At 31.2% G+C, this 17,385-nt stretch carries 14 protein-coding genes; 8 read left to right on the top strand and 6 right to left on the bottom strand.

Annotated elements, in window-relative coordinates:
* Window positions 1–28: 28 nt before the first annotated feature.
* The 3 genes from Q4Q35_RS21525 to Q4Q35_RS21535 all read left to right on the top strand — a co-directional run bounded on the left by Q4Q35_RS21525 (window position 29) and on the right by Q4Q35_RS21535 (window position 5,148).
* Window positions 29–1,549 carry a GH3 auxin-responsive promoter family protein gene (locus Q4Q35_RS21525; protein WP_303280130.1) on the top strand — a complete coding sequence of 507 codons (1,521 nt, stop codon included), beginning with the start codon at window positions 29–31 and terminating at the stop codon, window positions 1,547–1,549.
* A gap of 123 nt (window positions 1,550–1,672) precedes the next feature.
* A complete protein-coding gene (locus tag Q4Q35_RS21530) occupies window positions 1,673–3,226 on the top strand; it encodes an OmpA family protein (protein WP_303280131.1) in 1,554 nt (517 codons plus the stop codon).
* Between the two features lie 317 nt (window positions 3,227–3,543).
* Window positions 3,544–5,148: an OmpA family protein gene (locus Q4Q35_RS21535; protein WP_303280132.1), complete on the top strand. Its 1,605-nt coding sequence runs from the start codon at window positions 3,544–3,546 to the stop codon at window positions 5,146–5,148.
* Window positions 5,149–5,390: 242 nt separating this feature from the next.
* On the opposite strand, the gene clpX is transcribed toward Q4Q35_RS21535, so the two are convergent.
* From clpX to Q4Q35_RS21565, 6 genes are all read right to left on the bottom strand, one after another.
* A complete protein-coding gene (clpX, locus tag Q4Q35_RS21540) occupies window positions 5,391–6,623 on the bottom strand; it encodes an ATP-dependent Clp protease ATP-binding subunit ClpX (RefSeq protein WP_303280133.1) in 1,233 nt (410 codons plus the stop codon).
* Between the two features lie 76 nt (window positions 6,624–6,699).
* The gene (clpP, locus tag Q4Q35_RS21545) at window positions 6,700–7,374 is read right to left on the bottom strand and encodes an ATP-dependent Clp endopeptidase proteolytic subunit ClpP (protein WP_303280134.1); all 675 of its coding nucleotides are present in this window, start codon (window positions 7,372–7,374) and stop codon (window positions 6,700–6,702) included.
* 145 nt (window positions 7,375–7,519) lie between these two features.
* Window positions 7,520–8,848: a trigger factor gene (gene tig, locus Q4Q35_RS21550; RefSeq protein WP_303280135.1), complete on the bottom strand. Its 1,329-nt coding sequence runs from the start codon at window positions 8,846–8,848 to the stop codon at window positions 7,520–7,522.
* Between the two features lie 230 nt (window positions 8,849–9,078).
* Window positions 9,079–9,426 carry a phage holin family protein gene (locus tag Q4Q35_RS21555; RefSeq protein WP_303280136.1) on the bottom strand — a complete coding sequence of 116 codons (348 nt, stop codon included), beginning with the start codon at window positions 9,424–9,426 and terminating at the stop codon, window positions 9,079–9,081.
* A gap of 122 nt (window positions 9,427–9,548) precedes the next feature.
* Complete coding sequence (locus tag Q4Q35_RS21560) at window positions 9,549–10,313, bottom strand: alpha/beta fold hydrolase (protein ID WP_303280137.1); 765 nt, start codon at window positions 10,311–10,313, stop codon at window positions 9,549–9,551.
* 131 nt (window positions 10,314–10,444) lie between these two features.
* On the bottom strand, window positions 10,445–11,167 hold the full coding sequence (locus Q4Q35_RS21565) for a pyridoxine 5'-phosphate synthase (protein WP_303280138.1): 723 nt from the start codon (window positions 11,165–11,167) through the stop codon (window positions 10,445–10,447).
* A 194-nt stretch (window positions 11,168–11,361) separates the two neighbouring features.
* Here Q4Q35_RS21565 and Q4Q35_RS21570 point away from each other — a divergent pair, with 194 nt between their 5' ends.
* The 5 genes from Q4Q35_RS21570 (at window position 11,362) to bamA (ending at window position 17,309) form a co-directional block, all read left to right on the top strand.
* Entirely contained in the window at window positions 11,362–12,021 is a 660-nt protein-coding gene (locus tag Q4Q35_RS21570; protein WP_303280139.1) for a CBS domain-containing protein, read from the top strand.
* Window positions 12,022–12,152: 131 nt separating this feature from the next.
* Window positions 12,153–13,037, top strand: a complete 885-nt coding sequence (locus Q4Q35_RS21575) for an NAD kinase (protein WP_303280140.1) — start codon at window positions 12,153–12,155, stop codon at window positions 13,035–13,037.
* 283 nt (window positions 13,038–13,320) lie between these two features.
* Entirely contained in the window at window positions 13,321–14,010 is a 690-nt protein-coding gene (porG, locus tag Q4Q35_RS21580) for a type IX secretion system protein PorG (RefSeq protein ID WP_303280141.1), read from the top strand.
* 1 nt (window position 14,011) lies between these two features.
* Window positions 14,012–14,752: an undecaprenyl pyrophosphate synthase gene (gene uppS, locus Q4Q35_RS21585; protein WP_303280142.1), complete on the top strand. Its 741-nt coding sequence runs from the start codon at window positions 14,012–14,014 to the stop codon at window positions 14,750–14,752.
* A complete protein-coding gene (bamA, locus tag Q4Q35_RS21590; protein WP_303280143.1) occupies window positions 14,685–17,309 on the top strand; it encodes an outer membrane protein assembly factor BamA in 2,625 nt (874 codons plus the stop codon). The genes uppS and bamA overlap by 68 nt, the downstream gene beginning before the upstream one ends.
* Window positions 17,310–17,385 lie beyond the last annotated feature (76 nt).

The raw sequence follows: 17,385 nt of genomic DNA on the forward strand, positions 1-17,385 counted from the left end.
TTTTTAAAATCTTAAAGATAAAAGAAATATGCCAATACCTATAGTAAATTCGATTGCTTCTTGGTTTTTAAAAAAACGATTTCATCAAATAGAATTGTTTTTAAAATATCCTAACGAAGTACAAAATGAATTACTATTAAGTCTTGTAGATATTGCTAAAGACACCGAAATTGGTAAAAAATATGATTTTGCTTCTGTAAAAAACTACAGAACATTTTCAGAACGTGTTCCTATTAAAAATTATGATGATTGGCAAGATGCTATTGAGCGTTCCCGAAGAGGTGAAACCAATATTTTTTGGCCCAGCCCTATAAAATGGTTTGCAAAATCCAGTGGTACTACCAGAGCAAAAAGTAAATTTATTCCAGTAAGCTCAGAATCGCTCGAGGATTGTCATTATGCAGCTGGTAAAGATTTATTATGCATGTATCTTAATAATAATGAAGATTCTCAATTGTTTACAGGCAAAAGCTTACGTCTGGGAGGGAGTAAAGAATTATACAAAGAAAACGGCACCGTATTTGGCGATTTATCGGCTATTCTAATTGACAATATGCCTTTTTGGGCAGAATTTAGTAGCACACCAAGCAATAAGGTTTCTTTAATGAGCGATTGGGAGCATAAAATGCAAGCCATTGTAGATGAAACCATACAAGAAAATGTAACCAGCCTTGCAGGTGTCCCTTCATGGATGCTTGTGTTACTAAATAATGTTTTAGAATCAACAGGAAAACAAAGTCTTCATGACATCTGGCCAAATTTAGAGGTTTACTTTCATGGAGGTGTTAGCTTTGCACCTTATAAAGATCAATACAAAAAAATTCTTCCTAAAACTGATTTTAAATATTATGAGATTTATAATGCTTCGGAAGGGTTTTTCGCCATTCAAGACCAAAACGACTCTAACGAATTATTATTAATGCTCGATTATGGGATTTTCTACGAATTTATTCCTATGGATGTTTATGCTACTTCTAAAGAAAGAGCAATTCCTTTAAGTGACGTTAAGCTACATCAAAATTACGCTGTAATAATTACTACAAATGCCGGGCTGTGGCGCTATAAAATTGGTGATACCGTTCGATTTACATCATTAAACCCATATAGAATAAAAGTTTCTGGCAGAACCAGACACCATATTAATGTTTTTGGTGAAGAACTTATTATTGAAAATGCCGAAAAAGCTTTAAAAAAAGTGTGTAAACGTACTAAAGCCGAAATTGTAGATTTTACTGCTGCTCCTATATTTATGAATGACAAAGAAAAAGGGGCTCACGAATGGCTTATCGAATTTAAAACGCCGCCAAAAGATATTGATTATTTTAATGAGCTATTTGATAATGCTTTAAAAGCATTAAATTCTGACTATGAGGCAAAACGCTATAATAACATTACACTTAATAAGCCCAAAATTAATATAGCCAGACAGCATTTGTTTTATGATTGGTTAAAACAAAATAATAAATTGGGCGGACAGCATAAAATACCTAGACTTTCTAACACCAGAATCTTTATTGACGAACTTCTAAGATTGAATATACAGACATAGGCTGTAGGCTTTTTTTTTCAAATAAAAACGCTTGAACGATTAATATTGTGTTTTATTTTTAAAACATATATTTTTAAAAAGCTATAAGCAAGTTTTATAGTATAACTTAACCTATGCCCTAACATGAAAGTTTATTTTATAATTATTCTATGGCTTCAATCTGCCTTATTATTTAGCCAATCTACTATTGGATCTAATGGTTTCCAATTTAAAACTTTTAACACAGATATCAATACTGAATTCTCAGAGATTGGAACTGGTTTTTTTAAAGGTAAATTAATCATAGTATCTTCTAAAAAAATTGGTGACTTAGCCAAAATCGACCCTAAGACCAACGAAGCATACAAAGAACTCTATTGTTTAGACACTTTAGGTAATGGTGCTCTTGGTGAGCCCATGTTATTTTCAAGAATTTTGAATACAAATAACAGTGAAGATCAAGTTTCTTTCTCGCCAGATCAAAATACGATATATTACTCCAGAAGTAATAAGGAAAATTCTTTAGAGTTTAAACTTTATAGAGCTACTCTAGAAAAAGATTCTCATGGTAATTGGATTAACGAAACGTTATTACATTTTAACAGCGAAAATGTATCAATAGAAAACCCCTTTGTTAACTCTAAAGGAAATAAGTTATATTTTTCTGCTAACATGCCTGATGCTATTGGTGGTTATGACATATATGTTTCTGATATTAATCCTGATGGAACATTAAGTAACCCTAAAAATTTAGGGGGGAAAATAAATACAGCTTTTGATGATAAGTACCCGTATATTTATACAGATGAGGATGAAGTGTCTTTGTTCTTTGCTTCAAAAGGTCATGAGAGTTTAGGAGGATTCGATCTTTTTTCTAGTAAAATTTCCAACAACACCTACCATACCCCTAAAAACCTTGGGAATACTATTAATACAGAATACGATGAGATTGCTTATTTTAATGCTAATAAAAAAACAGGATATTTTTCATCGAATAGAAAAGGAGGAAACAGCTTTGATATTTATTACTTTACTTCTAATAATATCAGGCAAACTATTGAAGGTAAGATTTTAGATTTTAACACCAAAGCTATACTGCCAGGTACCACTGTTACCTTAAAAGATAAAAACCAAAAAGAGATAGATCAATTAATAAGTGATAAAGATGGTGCTTATAAGTTTGATGTTGCACCATTAGAATCTTACACAATTACAACTAAAAAAAGTGGCTTCAATGATGGTACATTTTATTTTACAGCGAATAAAAACGAAGAAACAACCTATAATAAAGATTTAGAAATAACCACTATAGACCCTGTAATCGCAGAAGTAAATAATGAGCTTAGAATTGTCGTTGAAAATATATTCTTTGATTTTGCAAAACATAATATAAAAGAAGCATCGCATACTACCTTAAATGAAATAATAACAGTACTTAACAAACATCCTGAAATAAAATTAGCAATCAATGCTCATACCGATAATATAGGGACTGATGCTTTTAACTTATACCTATCTGAAAAACGTGCTGAATCAACTTTAAATTATTTAATTAAGAATGGCATTGCAAAAAACAGACTCGTACCTAAAGGTTATGGAGAAGGAAAGCCTTTAATTGATTGTAAAAATCTTTGTTCAAAAAAAGATATGCAAACTAATAGGCGTGTTGAATTTGTAATTATAAATAATACTCCATAAAACAACTTAATTAGAATAATAAATAACGAACTCCTTTAGATTAGCTTTTTAAAAAAAAAGGTTGAATTTCATCATTTTCTAAAAGGATACTCATAAGAATATCAACTCTAAAATTTATAGCGTATTAATTCCTAATATTTTAATTTAACACACAATAAATTCAATTACAATCTAAAAACATTTTTTTACCAAAACTTTCAATAAAGTAATTAGTTAACGAATTTAATAGCGATTTATCTAAGAAATTTTTTCAAAGCTTAGGTTCTGGTTTATATTTATCTTCTAATTAATTTTAATCTCCCAAAACCCTCAAAAAGATGAAAGCTAAACTGTGTTTTTTCATTTTCCTTATTTCTAATATTGTACTTAGTCAAGGACCATCTAATTTAATAGCATCAAATAATTTTTCATTAAAAAACAATTCAAAAACATCATCAAGTTCCATTGATGCTAACGGATTTGAATTTGATCTTTTAGATGCTGGTGTTAATTCTAAATATTCTGAAATTGGTTCAGGTTTTTTTAGAAATAAGCTTATTATGGTTTCCTCAAAAAAAATTGGTGGTTTAGCAAAAATAGATCCAAATACGAATGAGGCATATAAAGAATTATTCTGTTTAGATATTAGTAAAAATGGTTCGTTAAGCTCACCGTTATTATTTTCCAGAATACTAAATACAAACGATAGCGAAGACCAATTAACGTTCTCTCCAGACCAAAAAACAATATATTATACCAGAAGTAGCAGAGAGAATTCTCTGGAATATAAATTGTACAAAGCTATTTTAGAAGAAGACTCACATGGTAATTGGATTAACGAAGAGCTTTTAAGCATTAACAAAGAACATGTTTCAATTGAAAACCCTTTTATGAGTCCGAAAGGCGATAAACTTTACTTTTCATCAAACATGCCAGAATCTATTGGTGGTTACGACATTTATGTTTCAAATGTACTTGCTGATGGATCTTTAAGCACTCCTGAAAACTTAGGAAGCTCTATCAATACAGCTTCAGATGAAAAATATCCATCACTTTCTATGGATGCTAAATATTTATATTTTTCTTCAAAAGGACATAATAACATAGGTGGTTTTGATCTTTTTACAAGTAAAATTTTAAGTAGCGGTTATAAAGCTCCAAGAAATATGGGAAATACCATTAATACACCTTACGATGAAGTTGCTTATTTCTTAGCTGCTAAAAATAAAGGGTATGTATCTTCAAACAGACCTAACGGAAAAGGTGGTTTCGATATTTATACTGCAACTAACGATGAAATTATTCAAACAATAAAAGGCAAGGTACTAGATTTAGAAACCAAAATTAAGTTACCTAATACTTTAGTGATTTTAAAAGACGAGGAAGGCAACGAAATTTCAAGACAACTAACTAAAGAGGATGCCACTTATAACTTTAATGTTATTCCTTTTGAGTCGTACAGTATTACAACTCAAAAAGATGGATTTAAAGAAGGTGATTTTAAATTTATAGCTACCAGAGGTTACCACACCTCTTATAATAAAGATTTAGATTTACTTACCACCAAACCTGTTATTGCAAAAGTTGATGACGAGTTAAGAATAGTTTTGGAAAATATTTATTTTGACTTTAACAAATGGCGCGTAAAAGAAGAATCTTTTATTTCTTTAAACAAAATTATTAAAGTACTAAAGGAACACCCGGAAATGAATTTAGTTATAAATGCTCATACAGATAATAAAGGTAGAGATTCTTATAATTTAAACTTATCTAAAAAACGTGCAGCGTCTGCCGTAACTTATTTAATAAATAATGGTATTAGTAAAAACAGATTACAATCTAAAGGCTACGGTGAAACGAAGCCAAAAATTGACTGTAACAATACTTGTACCGATGAAGATTTACAGGCTAACAGACGTGTGGAATTTGTAATTTTAGAATAGAGAAGATGTCTTTAATTCCGATTAAATACAACAGTAAAAGTTTTTAAACGAGTATTTTGTCTCATCGTCTAAAAGGTTTAAAAAACCTTTGTGAGCTCTTTAATTAAGTATACTTTTAACGAAGTTTTTAAAAGCACTATGAAAATTTATCCATAATGTCATTTATTAATTATCATCCATAAAAATAAAAAACCACGCTAATTAAAGCGTGGTTTTTTTATATACTCTTTTTACTTTATTTTTTATGAAACTGCTTTTAGTTTCTTCAAAGTAGTTTTCGTTAATTTATCCTCGGCATACACTTTGGTTACATTTAACTTCTTCTCGTTACTACTAGGTAACTCAAACATGGCATCTGTTAATATTTCTTCACAAAGTGAACGTAAACCTCTTGCTCCTAATTTATACTCTATAGCCTTATTTACAATAAAATCTAAAGCTCCATCTGTTATGCTGAAATCAATGTCATCCATAGCAAATAACTTCTTGTATTGCTTAATAATGGCATTCTTAGGCTCGGTTAAAATGGCTCTTAAAGTATCTGCATCTAAAGGATCCATATAAGTAAGCACAGGTAAACGACCAATAATTTCTGGAATTAATCCGAAGTCTTTTAAATCTTTCGGAATGATATATTGTAATAAATGGTCTTGGTCTACAACCTCATCAGACATAGAAGCGCTATAGCCTACTGCCTGCATATTTAAACGTTTAGAGATAACACGGTCAATACCATCAAAGGCACCACCAGCGATAAACAAAATGTTTTCTGTATTAACTTCAATAAATTTTTGATCTGGGTGCTTACGTCCTCCTTTGGGTGGTACATTAACAACAGTACCTTCTAAAAGTTTTAATAATGCTTGTTGCACGCCTTCTCCAGAAACATCTCTAGTAATGGATGGGTTATCACTTTTACGAGCTATTTTATCAATCTCGTCAATAAAAACAATACCTTTTTCTGCTTTTTCTAAATTATAATCAGCTGCTTGTAATAAACGTGTTAAAATACTTTCTACATCTTCACCAACATAACCTGCTTCCGTTAAAACTGTGGCGTCGACAATAGCCAATGGCACATTTAACATTCTGGCAATAGTTTTTGCCATTAAGGTTTTCCCTGTACCTGTTTGCCCTACCATAATGATATTACTTTTTTGAATATCTATATCATCTTTAGAAGGAGGTTGTAATAAACGCTTATAATGATTATAAACAGCCACAGACATCACCTTTTTAGTCATGCCTTGCCCAATAATATATTCATCAAGAAATTCCTTAATCTGCTGAGGCTTTCGAAGTTTTAACTCGGCAGATAAATCGCTGCTATCATTTTGCTTAGATTCTTCAATTACAATACCATGCGCTTGCTCTATACATCTGTCACATATATGAGCATCTAGTCCTGCTATTAACAAATTCGTTTCTGGCTTTTTTCTTCCACAAAACGAACATTCTAATTCTTCTTTTGCCATTAATCTATCTTTCTTTTAGGATGTTAATTATTGTAACATCTCCTTTATACATTAATTAAAATTACAAATTTTTTATTTAATTACGAGATAAAATCTCATCAATCATACCATATTCCTTAGCTTTATCTGCTTTCATCCAATAATCTCGATCACTGTCTTGATATACTTTGTCGTATTCTTGTCCTGAATGCTTACTTATAATGTTATAAAGTTCTTCTTTTAAAATCAATATCTCTCTGGCAGTAATTTCAATATCACTTGCCTGTCCTTGTGCACCTCCTAATGGTTGATGTATCATAACCCGCGAATGTGTTAAACCACTACGCTTTCCTTTTTCACCAGCACATAATAAAACGGCTCCCATAGAGGCTGCCATACCAGTACAAATAGTTGCAACATCTGGCTTTATAAACTGCATCGTATCATAAATTCCTAAGCCAGCATAAACGCTTCCTCCAGGAGAATTAATATAAATTTGAATATCCTTTGAAGCATCTACACTTTCTAAAAACAGTAGTTGTGCTTGTATAATATTCGCAACCTGATCATTAATAGCCGTACCCATAAAAATAATACGGTCCATCATTAAACGAGAAAACACATCCATTGCAACAGCATTCATTTGACGTTCTTCTATAATGTTTGGAGTTAACCCTGTTGGATACATACTACTAACAATTTTATTGTAATATGTACTACTAACACCTTGATCTTTTACAGCGAATTTTTCAAATTCTTTTGCGTAATCCATAGTCTTTTTTAATATTTAATTTTGATTATTTGCCTGATTTATATTTACATGACAAAAAATCTATTTAAAAATTCTTTCTTTTTAAGAAAAAACGCTTAAACCTTTTTTAGATTTAAGCGCTTAAATATAAGGAATTATTATTTACTTATTTATCTCCGTAAACTTCTTTAACAAACTTTTCGTAACTTAATTCTTTAACCTTGATATTTGCTTTTTCTTTGTAAACAGTTAATAATTTTTGGCTAATTAACTGCTCTGAAATTCTACGAGCCTCATCTTGATTTGATAATACTCGTGCAGCAATATCGTCTAACTCTTTATCTGAAGGATTCATTTGACCAAATTGAGCCATTTGCCCTTTAATCATTTCTCTTGCATGGTCTTTTATATCGTCCATCGTTACCTGAACATCATGATCGGTAATAAGTTTTCCTTCAATTAACTGATAACGTAAGCTTTTTTCTGATTTTTCGTACTCTTCTCTAGCTTGTGCCTCGTCCATTTCTTTTTCACCAGCAGTCTGCATCCACTTTGTTAAAAATTCGGCAGGTAAATCAAACTTTGTGTTTTCAACTAAATATTCAGTAACATCGTTTAAAAGCTTCTGGTCTGCTTGTTGTACAAATTGTTTTTCGGCATCTTCTTTTATCTTAGCTTTTAATTCTGTAACCGTAGTAACAGTATCTTTTCCAAAAAGTTTATCGAATAACTCCTGATCTAAATCTGCTAACTCACGTTCATTTATTTCTGTGATGGTGAAATTTACTTCAATATCTAAACCATGAACCTCATCATGTCCTAATTTTAAGGCATGCATTAATTCATGTTCATCATCATAAAGCCCTTTAGTTTTTAAAGTGATTACATCTCCTGCCTTAGCACCTATAAATAATTTTTCGGTTGATTTCCCTTTAAATTTATCTAACGTTAAAGTGACTGTATTATCAATTTCTTTTTCTTCGTTTTTATAAACTCCGGTAATTTCACTGTCTTTTACAACAGCATCTTGAGAAACTAACTTCCCGTATTGTTTTTGAATACGCTCAATCTGTTCATCAATCATTTTATCATCAGCAATAATATTATATTGTGTGATTGCTTTTTTACCTTTTAAGTTTACTTCAAATTCTGGTGCCAAACCTAATTCGAATTCAAAAGAAAATCCATCGGCATCCCAGTTTATTTCATCTTGCGGTCTTGGCAAAGGTTGCCCTAATACGTCTAGTTTTTCTTCAGTAAGGTATTTGTTTAAAGCATCTTGTAATAACTTATTAACCTCATCTACCAAAACAGCTTTTCCGTATTGCTTTTTAACCATTCCCATTGGCACATGTCCCTTTCTAAATCCAGGGATATTTGCTGTTTTACGATAGTCTGCTAAGATTTTTTCAACTTTATCACTATAGTCTTCTTTAGCGATATCTACTTTTACAACAGCATTTAATGCATCAACGTTTTCTCTTGTAATATTCATTTTAAACTATATAAAGCCTTTTATGAGGCATTTAACAATAAAGTCTTTAAAAAAACTAAAAACTTACGTAACCAAAATTGGGATGCAAAAATATAATATTTTTACATCCTAGCAAAGTTTTTAACAGCTTGATTTTATGTGATCTTATTTATTGATTTTCAAAGGTTACATGTAATCCGCTATTAAAATATTTAGTTAAAAAAACTAACGATATAGGAGTTCTTTTAAAACTATTTTTTATCGTCTTTTAAGAGAGCGTGTAGTACGGATTGTGAAACCGAAAGTAAGATACTAAACAACACTGCAATCCAAATACTGCTCACTGAAAAACCATCAATTAAGTTATCGGCCAATAGAATAATTAAAGCATTAATTATTAATAAAAACAGGCCTAAAGTAACTATGGTTATTGGTAACGTTAGAATGATTAAAACGGGTTTTACAAATAGGTTTAGTACAGACAGCACAATAGCTACAATTAAAGCTGTTATGTAACTATCTACATGAATGCCATTTAAAAAGTATGCTATTACAAATACCGCTATAGCATTTAATAAAAGTTTGGTTATGAGTTTCATTCTGTTATGTTTATTTGCTTTTACCTATTAGACTTAATTGGTATAGAAATGTTTCAATAGCAGTCGAAATTTTTTATTACACGTATTTCGTTCCCTTTAGGTTTAGTTAAATTTACAAAAATTCATCCAACAAACTGTGTAACAGCTTCAAAAAAGTCTTTAGGGTTTTCGGCATGCAACCAATGCCCCGAATTGGAAATAGTAACAATTTCAGCTTTTGGAAAATGATTAGAAATTATTCTTTCATCTTCTACTCCAATATATTCCGATCTATCACCTCTTAAAAACAAAGTCTCTTTTTCGAACTTGGCATAGGTTGGCAACGCTTCCCCTATTTCACCAACTTCTTCTTTTAAAACTTTTAAATTTATACGTAGTGCTAATTTACCTTTTTCAATCCAGTACAGATTTTTTAGTAGAAATTGACGTGTTCCAAAATCTGACACATAATTACTCAATAATTTATCTGCTTCACCTCTACTTTTAATAAGATTAAAATCTAATGCATCTAAACCTTCTAAAATAGCATCATGATGAATTGGATAAAAGCGCGGTGAAATATCTGCTACAATTAATTTGGAAACTATTTCTGGGTACAGGGTTGCAAATAACATGGCTGTTTTTCCTCCCATAGAATGTCCCAACAATACAATATTGGTAAGATTATGTGTATCGCAATAGTGCTTTAAATCTTCTGCAAGTACTTCATAACTAAAATGGTCGTCCCAAAAACTACGTCCATGATTACGTTGATCTACCAGATGAACCTGAAAATCTTGCTCACTAAATTGGCGCCCCAATGTTTTCCAATTATCACTCATGCCTAAAAAGCCATGAAGAATAACAAATGGTTGGCCTTCTCCTATTATATTTGAATGTAATCCCATAAGCCTCCCTTAATCCCTCCAAATGAGGGAAATTATTGCGTGATCACTCACCTATTTTTAAATATTATTTTAAAATCTATCTGTTTAATTCTGTAATGTTTTCGGCAGAGTTTCTTTCCCTTTGGGAAAGATTAAGATTGGGCTCTCAACTTGCGTAAATACATTTGTATAACATTCTCGACTCCTAAATACAAACTTTCTGCTATTAAAGCATGCCCGATGGAAACTTCTAGTAATCCCGGAATATTCTTCTTAAAAAACGCAATATTATCTAGAGACAAATCGTGCCCTGCATTAATACCTAGTCCTAAATTATTAGCTAATTCGGCGCTTTCTACATATGGTGTTACAGCATCTTTGTTACTCAAACCATATTGGTGAGCAAAAGCTTCTGTATAAAGTTCAATCCTATCTGTTCCAGTAGCTTTAGCTCCTTCTATTTGTTCTAAAACAGGGTCTACAAAAATAGACGTCCTAATCCCGTTTTGCTGAAATTCCTTAATAACATCAACTAAAAAATCTTTATGTTTTATAGTATCCCAACCGGCATTACTTGTAATAGCATCAACAGCATCTGGCACTAACGTAACCTGTGTTGGTTTTACATTTAAAACCAGTTCTACAAAAGAATCTATAGGATTTCCTTCAATATTATATTCGGTATATACTTCCGGTTTTAAATCTCGCGCATCCTGATAACGTATATGGCGTTCATCTGGCCTTGGGTGAATTGTGACTCCCTCTGCACCAAACCGTTGCACATCTTTTGCAAACTGAACCACATTAGGCACATCGCCGCCTCTTGAATTCCTTAAAGTTGCTATCTTATTAATATTTACACTTAACTTTGTCATGTGTTTATTTTAAAAATAAAACTTTTTCTTACTTCGTAACCAAACTATGAAGTTCAAAAAAGTCTTTGTCTAAATTCAAAACTCTTAATTTTCGCTTCAAAGCAAAAAGTTTAAATGAGTTCTGCAAAAATACAAAGTAGAAAAAGCTTAAATACTATTTTTTTAATTAATTTGCATACTTATAAAGCAGGGCCATGAAACTTTCAGAATATATTATAAATGATATAAAACCATTGAATATAGATAGCAAGGTAAATGATTTACAATTGTTATTTAATCAATTAACCTATTCTCATATCCCTATAAAAGATGAGAATGGCACTTTTTTAGGCACTTTTTTTGAGACTGATGCACATTGTTTTGAAAGTGACAAACCTATTCGCGAACACCTGTATTCTATTGAAAAATTTTTTGTTAGAAATAATACGCTCTGGCTAGATGTATTGGAGGCTTTTGCACAAAATTCGGCTAACATTATGCCCGTTCTAGATGAAAAAAACAATTATTTAGGATATTATGAATTAAATGATATTATTAGTCTTTTTAATGAATCGCCTTTCTTTTTTGAAGCCGGCGGTGTTTTGGTCATTGAAAAAGGTATTAATGATTACTCATTTAGTGAGATAAGTCAAATAGTAGAATCTAATAACGGTAAGCTTTTAGGTGCTTTTGTTTCGAAAATTAAAAATGATGTTGTACAGGTTACTCTTAAAATAGGCAACACTGGACTTAATGAAATTATTCAAACCTTTCGAAGATATAGTTACAATATTATATCTGGGCATGAAGAAGATAGCTATATTGAAAGCCTTAAAGATCGATCGGATTACCTGAACAAGTACTTAAATATGTAAATAATCCATAACTAAAAGTTAGTTTCATAAAGAAAACAACTATATGGACGCTAAAGTTTGCACTAAGCGACTTGTACTGAACGGAGAAGAAACAAGCCGAAGTGTCTCTAAAAAACAATAAAAACAAACACATGAAAGTCGCTATTTTTGGACGATTCTATAATAAAACAACAACAACTTCGGTAGAAACGTTGTTTAATTACCTAGTTAAAAAAGGTATTGATCCCTATATAGAAACAGAGTTTTTCAACATTATCCTCAAAGAGTCTCCTAATATAAAAGACTTTGCTTCATTTAAAACATTTGATACATTAGACACGTCTTTTGATTTTCTTGTGAGTGTTGGTGGCGATGGTACCATTTTAAGGGCTATTACTTTTGTAAAAGATATTGACATTCCTATAATTGGCATCAATACAGGACGTTTAGGTTTTTTAGCCACCATACAGGTAAATGCCATTGAACATGCTATTCAAAACATTATCGACGGACATTATAAAATATCGGAGCGCAGCTTACTTTCAATTGAAACCACTCCTGAAAATAAAGATATAACATCGTTAAATTTTGCCTTAAATGAAATAGCAGTAAGTAGAAAAAACACAACTTCTATGATTACTGTTGAAACGCATTTAGACGGTGAATACCTCACGTCTTACTGGAGTGATGGTTTAATAATTTCTACTCCAACAGGTTCAACAGGTTACTCATTAAGTTGTGGTGGACCTGTAATTACACCAAGTACAGATAGTTTTGTTATAACACCCATTGCTCCACATAATTTAAGTGCCCGACCGCTAATAATTCCAGATTCAACAGAAATACAACTAAAAGTTGATGGACGAGAAGAAAACCATTTAGTGTCTTTAGACTCCAGAATTGCAACACTGGATAATGGCACCATAATCAAAATTAAAAAGGCAGATTTCAAAATAAAAATGATTGATCTTTTAAACGAAAGCTTTTTAGATACGCTCAGAAAAAAACTTCTTTGGGGAGAAGACAAGCGCAATTAAACAATAATTCATAAGAAATACTGTTTTACACTAATACAATTTAGATCAAAAAAATATGATACTAATTGGATTTTAAAACAGCACATAAATAATTTGAATTACACAAAACTAAATTCAGTACAGATTTTTCACCTAGATCATGAATAAAATACAAGCACTGCATAGTTGCTTTTATATTATTTCAAGGAAATAAGTGAAAAAGAATGAATTATATGTGGGGTTTTAGCATTTAATTGGTATTCAGCTAATCTTATTTATTATATTTGCAAACTTTTGAATATTTATGAGGCATTTAATCATATTAACATTAAGCATTTTTAGCACTCATTTTAGCTTCTCTCAAATTAATGAAGTAGGAATTTTTGTAGGAGGAAGTAATTTTATTGGAGATGTTGGTGCAACCGATTATATTTCACCAAATCAATTTGCTATTGGAGGTATTTATAAGTGGAACAGAAGTAAAAGGCACTCTTATAGAGCTTCAATAATTTTTACTGAATTAGAAGGCATCGATACTAAGTCCGATGACCTAAGACGTATTCAAAGAGGGTATGAATTTTCAAATAGAATCATAGAAGCTTCATTAGGATTAGAGCTTACATTTATCGATTTCGATTTACATTCCGGAAGAAAAATAGCTACACCGTACCTATATACAGGTATAAGTACGACCAAACATGACAATTATTATTTTTTAAATGGCGCACAAACACCTGAAAACACCTCTAGTTGGGCGTTCGGAATCCCTATGGTATTAGGTTTTAAGGCTTCTTTTATAGACAATATTATTGTAGGTTTAGAAGTTGGTGCTCGTTATACATTTTCCGACAAACTTGACGGAAGTCTTCCTGATTCCCAAAATAGGCAACAATATAGATTTGGCAATATAAATAATAATGATTGGTATATGTTTTCAGGTATAACCTTAACGTATACCTTTGGTGAAAACCCTTGCTACTGTCCAGACAATTAAAATGAACTTAAAAGAAAGCATAGAAAACAAAACATTACCAAAACACATTGCCATTATAATGGATGGTAACGGACGTTGGGCAAAACAACAAGGCATGATGCGTGCCTTTGGCCATGAAAATGGCACAAAATCTGTGAGACGAACTGTAGAAGCCTGTGCAGAGCTTGGTATTGAAAACTTGACTCTTTATGCCTTTTCCACTGAAAACTGGAACAGACCAAAATTAGAAGTACAAACTTTAATGAAACTTTTAGTGTATTCTTTAAAAAAAGAAATAAAAACACTACAGGATAACAACATAAAACTTTCTGCTATAGGAAACCTAAGTACACTTCCTAAAAAAGTTTATACCGAACTTCTCGATGTTATAGAAAACACAAAGCATAATGAAAGAATGACTCTAACTCTTGCATTAAGCTATGGCTCTAGAGAGGAAATACTAAACACTGTTAAAGAAATCAGTATTAAAGTTAAAAATAATATAATTTCGCTCGAAAATATTGATGAATCGATTATAAATGAGCATCTTTACACGCGAAATTTGCCAGATGTAGATTTATTAATTAGAACAAGCGGAGAGCAACGCATAAGCAATTTTTTACTTTGGCAAATAGCATATGCAGAATTATATTTTACAAATATATTGTGGCCAGATTTCACAAAACAGCATTTGTATGAAGCTATTATTGAATATCAAAAAAGAGAACGAAGATTTGGGAAAACAAGTGAACAACTTAGCTAATATTTCATTTTTAGCAACATATATAAAGCACTTTACAGTAATATTACTTCTTACAAGTAGCTTTAATATTCAAGGACAAGAATTACAATATAACCAAGGTGGCAAATATACTTTAGGCGGCATTACTGTTTCTGGAAATACTGCGTTTAGTGAACAAACCATAGTTTCTTATTCTGGCTTAAGAAAAGGAAATGAAATAACCATTCCAGGAGAAGATATTAGTAAAGCTATTAAAAAACTTTGGAACTCAAATTTATTTAGCGATATAGAAATTTATATTACTAAAATAGAAGATGATAGTGCTTTTTTAGAAATAAGATTATCTGATTTACCTCAGCTTAATGAATTAAAGATAAATGGAGTAAGAAAATCTAAAAAAGAAAGCATAATTGAAGAAAATAAATTAGTAAAAGGCACTAAAGTAACAGAAAACCTTAGAACTACAACTATAAACTATTTAACTAATAAATATAAAAAGGACGGTTATTTAAACTCTAAAGTGCATATTAACACCATTGATGTAGTAGATTCTATTAAAACAGCACGTGTTAATATGGTTCTTAATATTGACAAGGGCGAAAAAGTTAAAATTAAAGACATTATTTTTAGTGGCAACAGTGTTTTAAAAGATAAGAAGCTTAGAAAAAGCATGAAAAGCACTAAAAAAATAAATCGCTTAAGAATTTTAAAACGTTCTAAATTTATTGATTCTGCTTATCAGGCAGATTTATCGAGTGTTATAGATAAATATAAAGAGAATGGTTATAGAGATGCTCGTATTTTATCTGATAGTTTAATTATCAATAACGACAAAACCATCTCTCTTAAAATAGATATAAATGAAGGTGAATTATATACTTTTGGAGATATAACCTTTATTGGTAACTCCGTTTACAGTAATGAATATTTAAGTAGAATACTTCGTATTAAGAAGGGTGACACCTATAACGGCGTTTTATTGCAGGAACGTATTGCAGACAATTCTAAACCTGATGCTTTCGATATAACGAATGAATACCAAAATAGTGGCTACTTATTTTCCACTATCAATCCGGTTGAAGTAAGCGCAGACAATAACGTTATTGATATGGAAATAAGAATATCTGAAGGAAAACCAGCTTATTTCAATAACGTATCTATATCGGGTAACGACAAAACAAATGACCATGTTGTATATCGTGAAATTAGAACGCGTCCAGGACAATTATACAGTAAAGCCAATGTAGTTCGTACTATTAGAGAACTTGGTCAATTAGGCTTTTTTGATGCTCAGGAATTAACTCCGGATATTAAAAACCCAAATCCAAACGAAGGTACAGTAGATATTGATTATGTTGTTAAAGAAACAGGATCAAGTCAAATCGAACTACAAGGTGGTTACGGTGGTGGTGGCTTTATAGGAACACTTGGATTATCTTTTAATAACTTTTCAATAAAAGACATCTTTAAAAAAGACGCCTATAAACCAATCCCAATGGGTGATGGACAAAAACTAGCATTACGTTTACAAGCCAGTCGTTTTTATCAAACGTATAGTTTTTCATTTTCAGAACCATGGCTAGGAGGTAAAAGACCTGTTCAATTTTCATCATCATTATCGCATACCAAACAATTTTTATTTGATTCATCAACTGGACGCCCCAATAAACAGAGAAGCTTTAACATCACTGGAATTACATTTGGCTTAGCAAAACGTTTATCTGTTCCAGATGATTATTTCTCCTTGTCTCAAGCCATTAGTTATCAACGTTATGATTTAAATAATTATAACACAGGCCTATTCACTTTTGGTGACGGTTTTTCAAACAATTTATCTTATTCTATTGGTCTAAGTAGAAATAATACTGGCGTAGACCCTATTTATCCAACAGTAGGTTCTAACTTTAGTGCTACTGCTAAATTCTCTTTCCCATATTCTTTGGTTAATGGGGTAGATTATTCTTCATTAAAAACAGAATATGACGCATTAGACCTTACAGACGAAGATGATTTTGCTAGAGCATCTGAAATAGATCAGGAACGTTATAACTGGTTAGAGTTTTATAAAGTATCTTTTAAAGGTGATTGGTATACCCAAATTGTAAAAGACTTAGTATTAAAACCTAGTGTAGAATTTGGTTTTTTAGGAGCTTACAATAATGACAGAGGCGTTATTCCTTTTGAGCGTTTCTTTGTTGGTGGTGACGGGTTAGGTAACTACAGTTTAGATGGTAGAGAATCTATTCAATTACGTGGTTATCCAAATCAATCATTATCTAGCCCAGATGGAGGTACTATTTATAATAAATTCTCATTAGAACTAAGATACCCTATAACATTAGCAGCTTCTGCAAAAATATATGCTTTAGGCTTTTTTGAAGGTGGTGCATCATATGATAATTTTAGAGACTATAATCCGTTTAACATAAAACGATCTGCGGGTCTAGGTGTTCGTATTTTTATGCCTGCATTTGGATTATTAGGAATTGATTTTGGTCATCGTTTCGATGATATTCCAGGAACTCCAGGATCCAGCAATACTTGGGAAACTCACTTCATTATTGGACAGCAGTTTTAAGTATAAAATTTATTTTGGCACGATATTTTCTAATAACACTATAATGATTTCCATAAGAATTAAAATTTTTAAGATT

It is taken from the genome of Flavivirga aquimarina (assembly GCF_030540835.1).
In the GTDB taxonomy this organism is placed as follows: domain Bacteria; phylum Bacteroidota; class Bacteroidia; order Flavobacteriales; family Flavobacteriaceae; genus Flavivirga; species Flavivirga aquimarina.

Excerpts from the sequence above, each read along its gene's own strand:
- tig (WP_303280135.1), bottom strand. The coding sequence starts at position 8,848 with ATGAATATTACAAGAGAAAACGTTGATGCATTAAATGCTGTTGTAAAA.
- Q4Q35_RS21555 (WP_303280136.1), bottom strand. The coding sequence starts at position 9,426 with ATGAAACTCATAACCAAACTTTTATTAAATGCTATAGCGGTATTTGTA.
- Q4Q35_RS21565 (WP_303280138.1), bottom strand. The coding sequence starts at position 11,167 with ATGACAAAGTTAAGTGTAAATATTAATAAGATAGCAACTTTAAGGAAT.
- Q4Q35_RS21530 (WP_303280131.1), top strand. The coding sequence starts at position 1,673 with ATGAAAGTTTATTTTATAATTATTCTATGGCTTCAATCTGCCTTATTA.
- Q4Q35_RS21560 (WP_303280137.1), bottom strand. The coding sequence starts at position 10,313 with ATGGGATTACATTCAAATATAATAGGAGAAGGCCAACCATTTGTTATT.
- porG (WP_303280141.1), top strand. The coding sequence starts at position 13,321 with ATGAGGCATTTAATCATATTAACATTAAGCATTTTTAGCACTCATTTT.
- bamA (WP_303280143.1), top strand. The coding sequence starts at position 14,685 with ATGAAGCTATTATTGAATATCAAAAAAGAGAACGAAGATTTGGGAAAA.
- Q4Q35_RS21535 (WP_303280132.1), top strand. The coding sequence starts at position 3,544 with ATGAAAGCTAAACTGTGTTTTTTCATTTTCCTTATTTCTAATATTGTA.
- clpX (WP_303280133.1), bottom strand. The coding sequence starts at position 6,623 with ATGGCAAAAGAAGAATTAGAATGTTCGTTTTGTGGAAGAAAAAAGCCA.
- uppS (WP_303280142.1), top strand. The coding sequence starts at position 14,012 with ATGAACTTAAAAGAAAGCATAGAAAACAAAACATTACCAAAACACATT.
- clpP (WP_303280134.1), bottom strand. The coding sequence starts at position 7,374 with ATGGATTACGCAAAAGAATTTGAAAAATTCGCTGTAAAAGATCAAGGT.
- Q4Q35_RS21525 (WP_303280130.1), top strand. The coding sequence starts at position 29 with ATGCCAATACCTATAGTAAATTCGATTGCTTCTTGGTTTTTAAAAAAA.
- Q4Q35_RS21575 (WP_303280140.1), top strand. The coding sequence starts at position 12,153 with ATGAAAGTCGCTATTTTTGGACGATTCTATAATAAAACAACAACAACT.
- Q4Q35_RS21570 (WP_303280139.1), top strand. The coding sequence starts at position 11,362 with ATGAAACTTTCAGAATATATTATAAATGATATAAAACCATTGAATATA.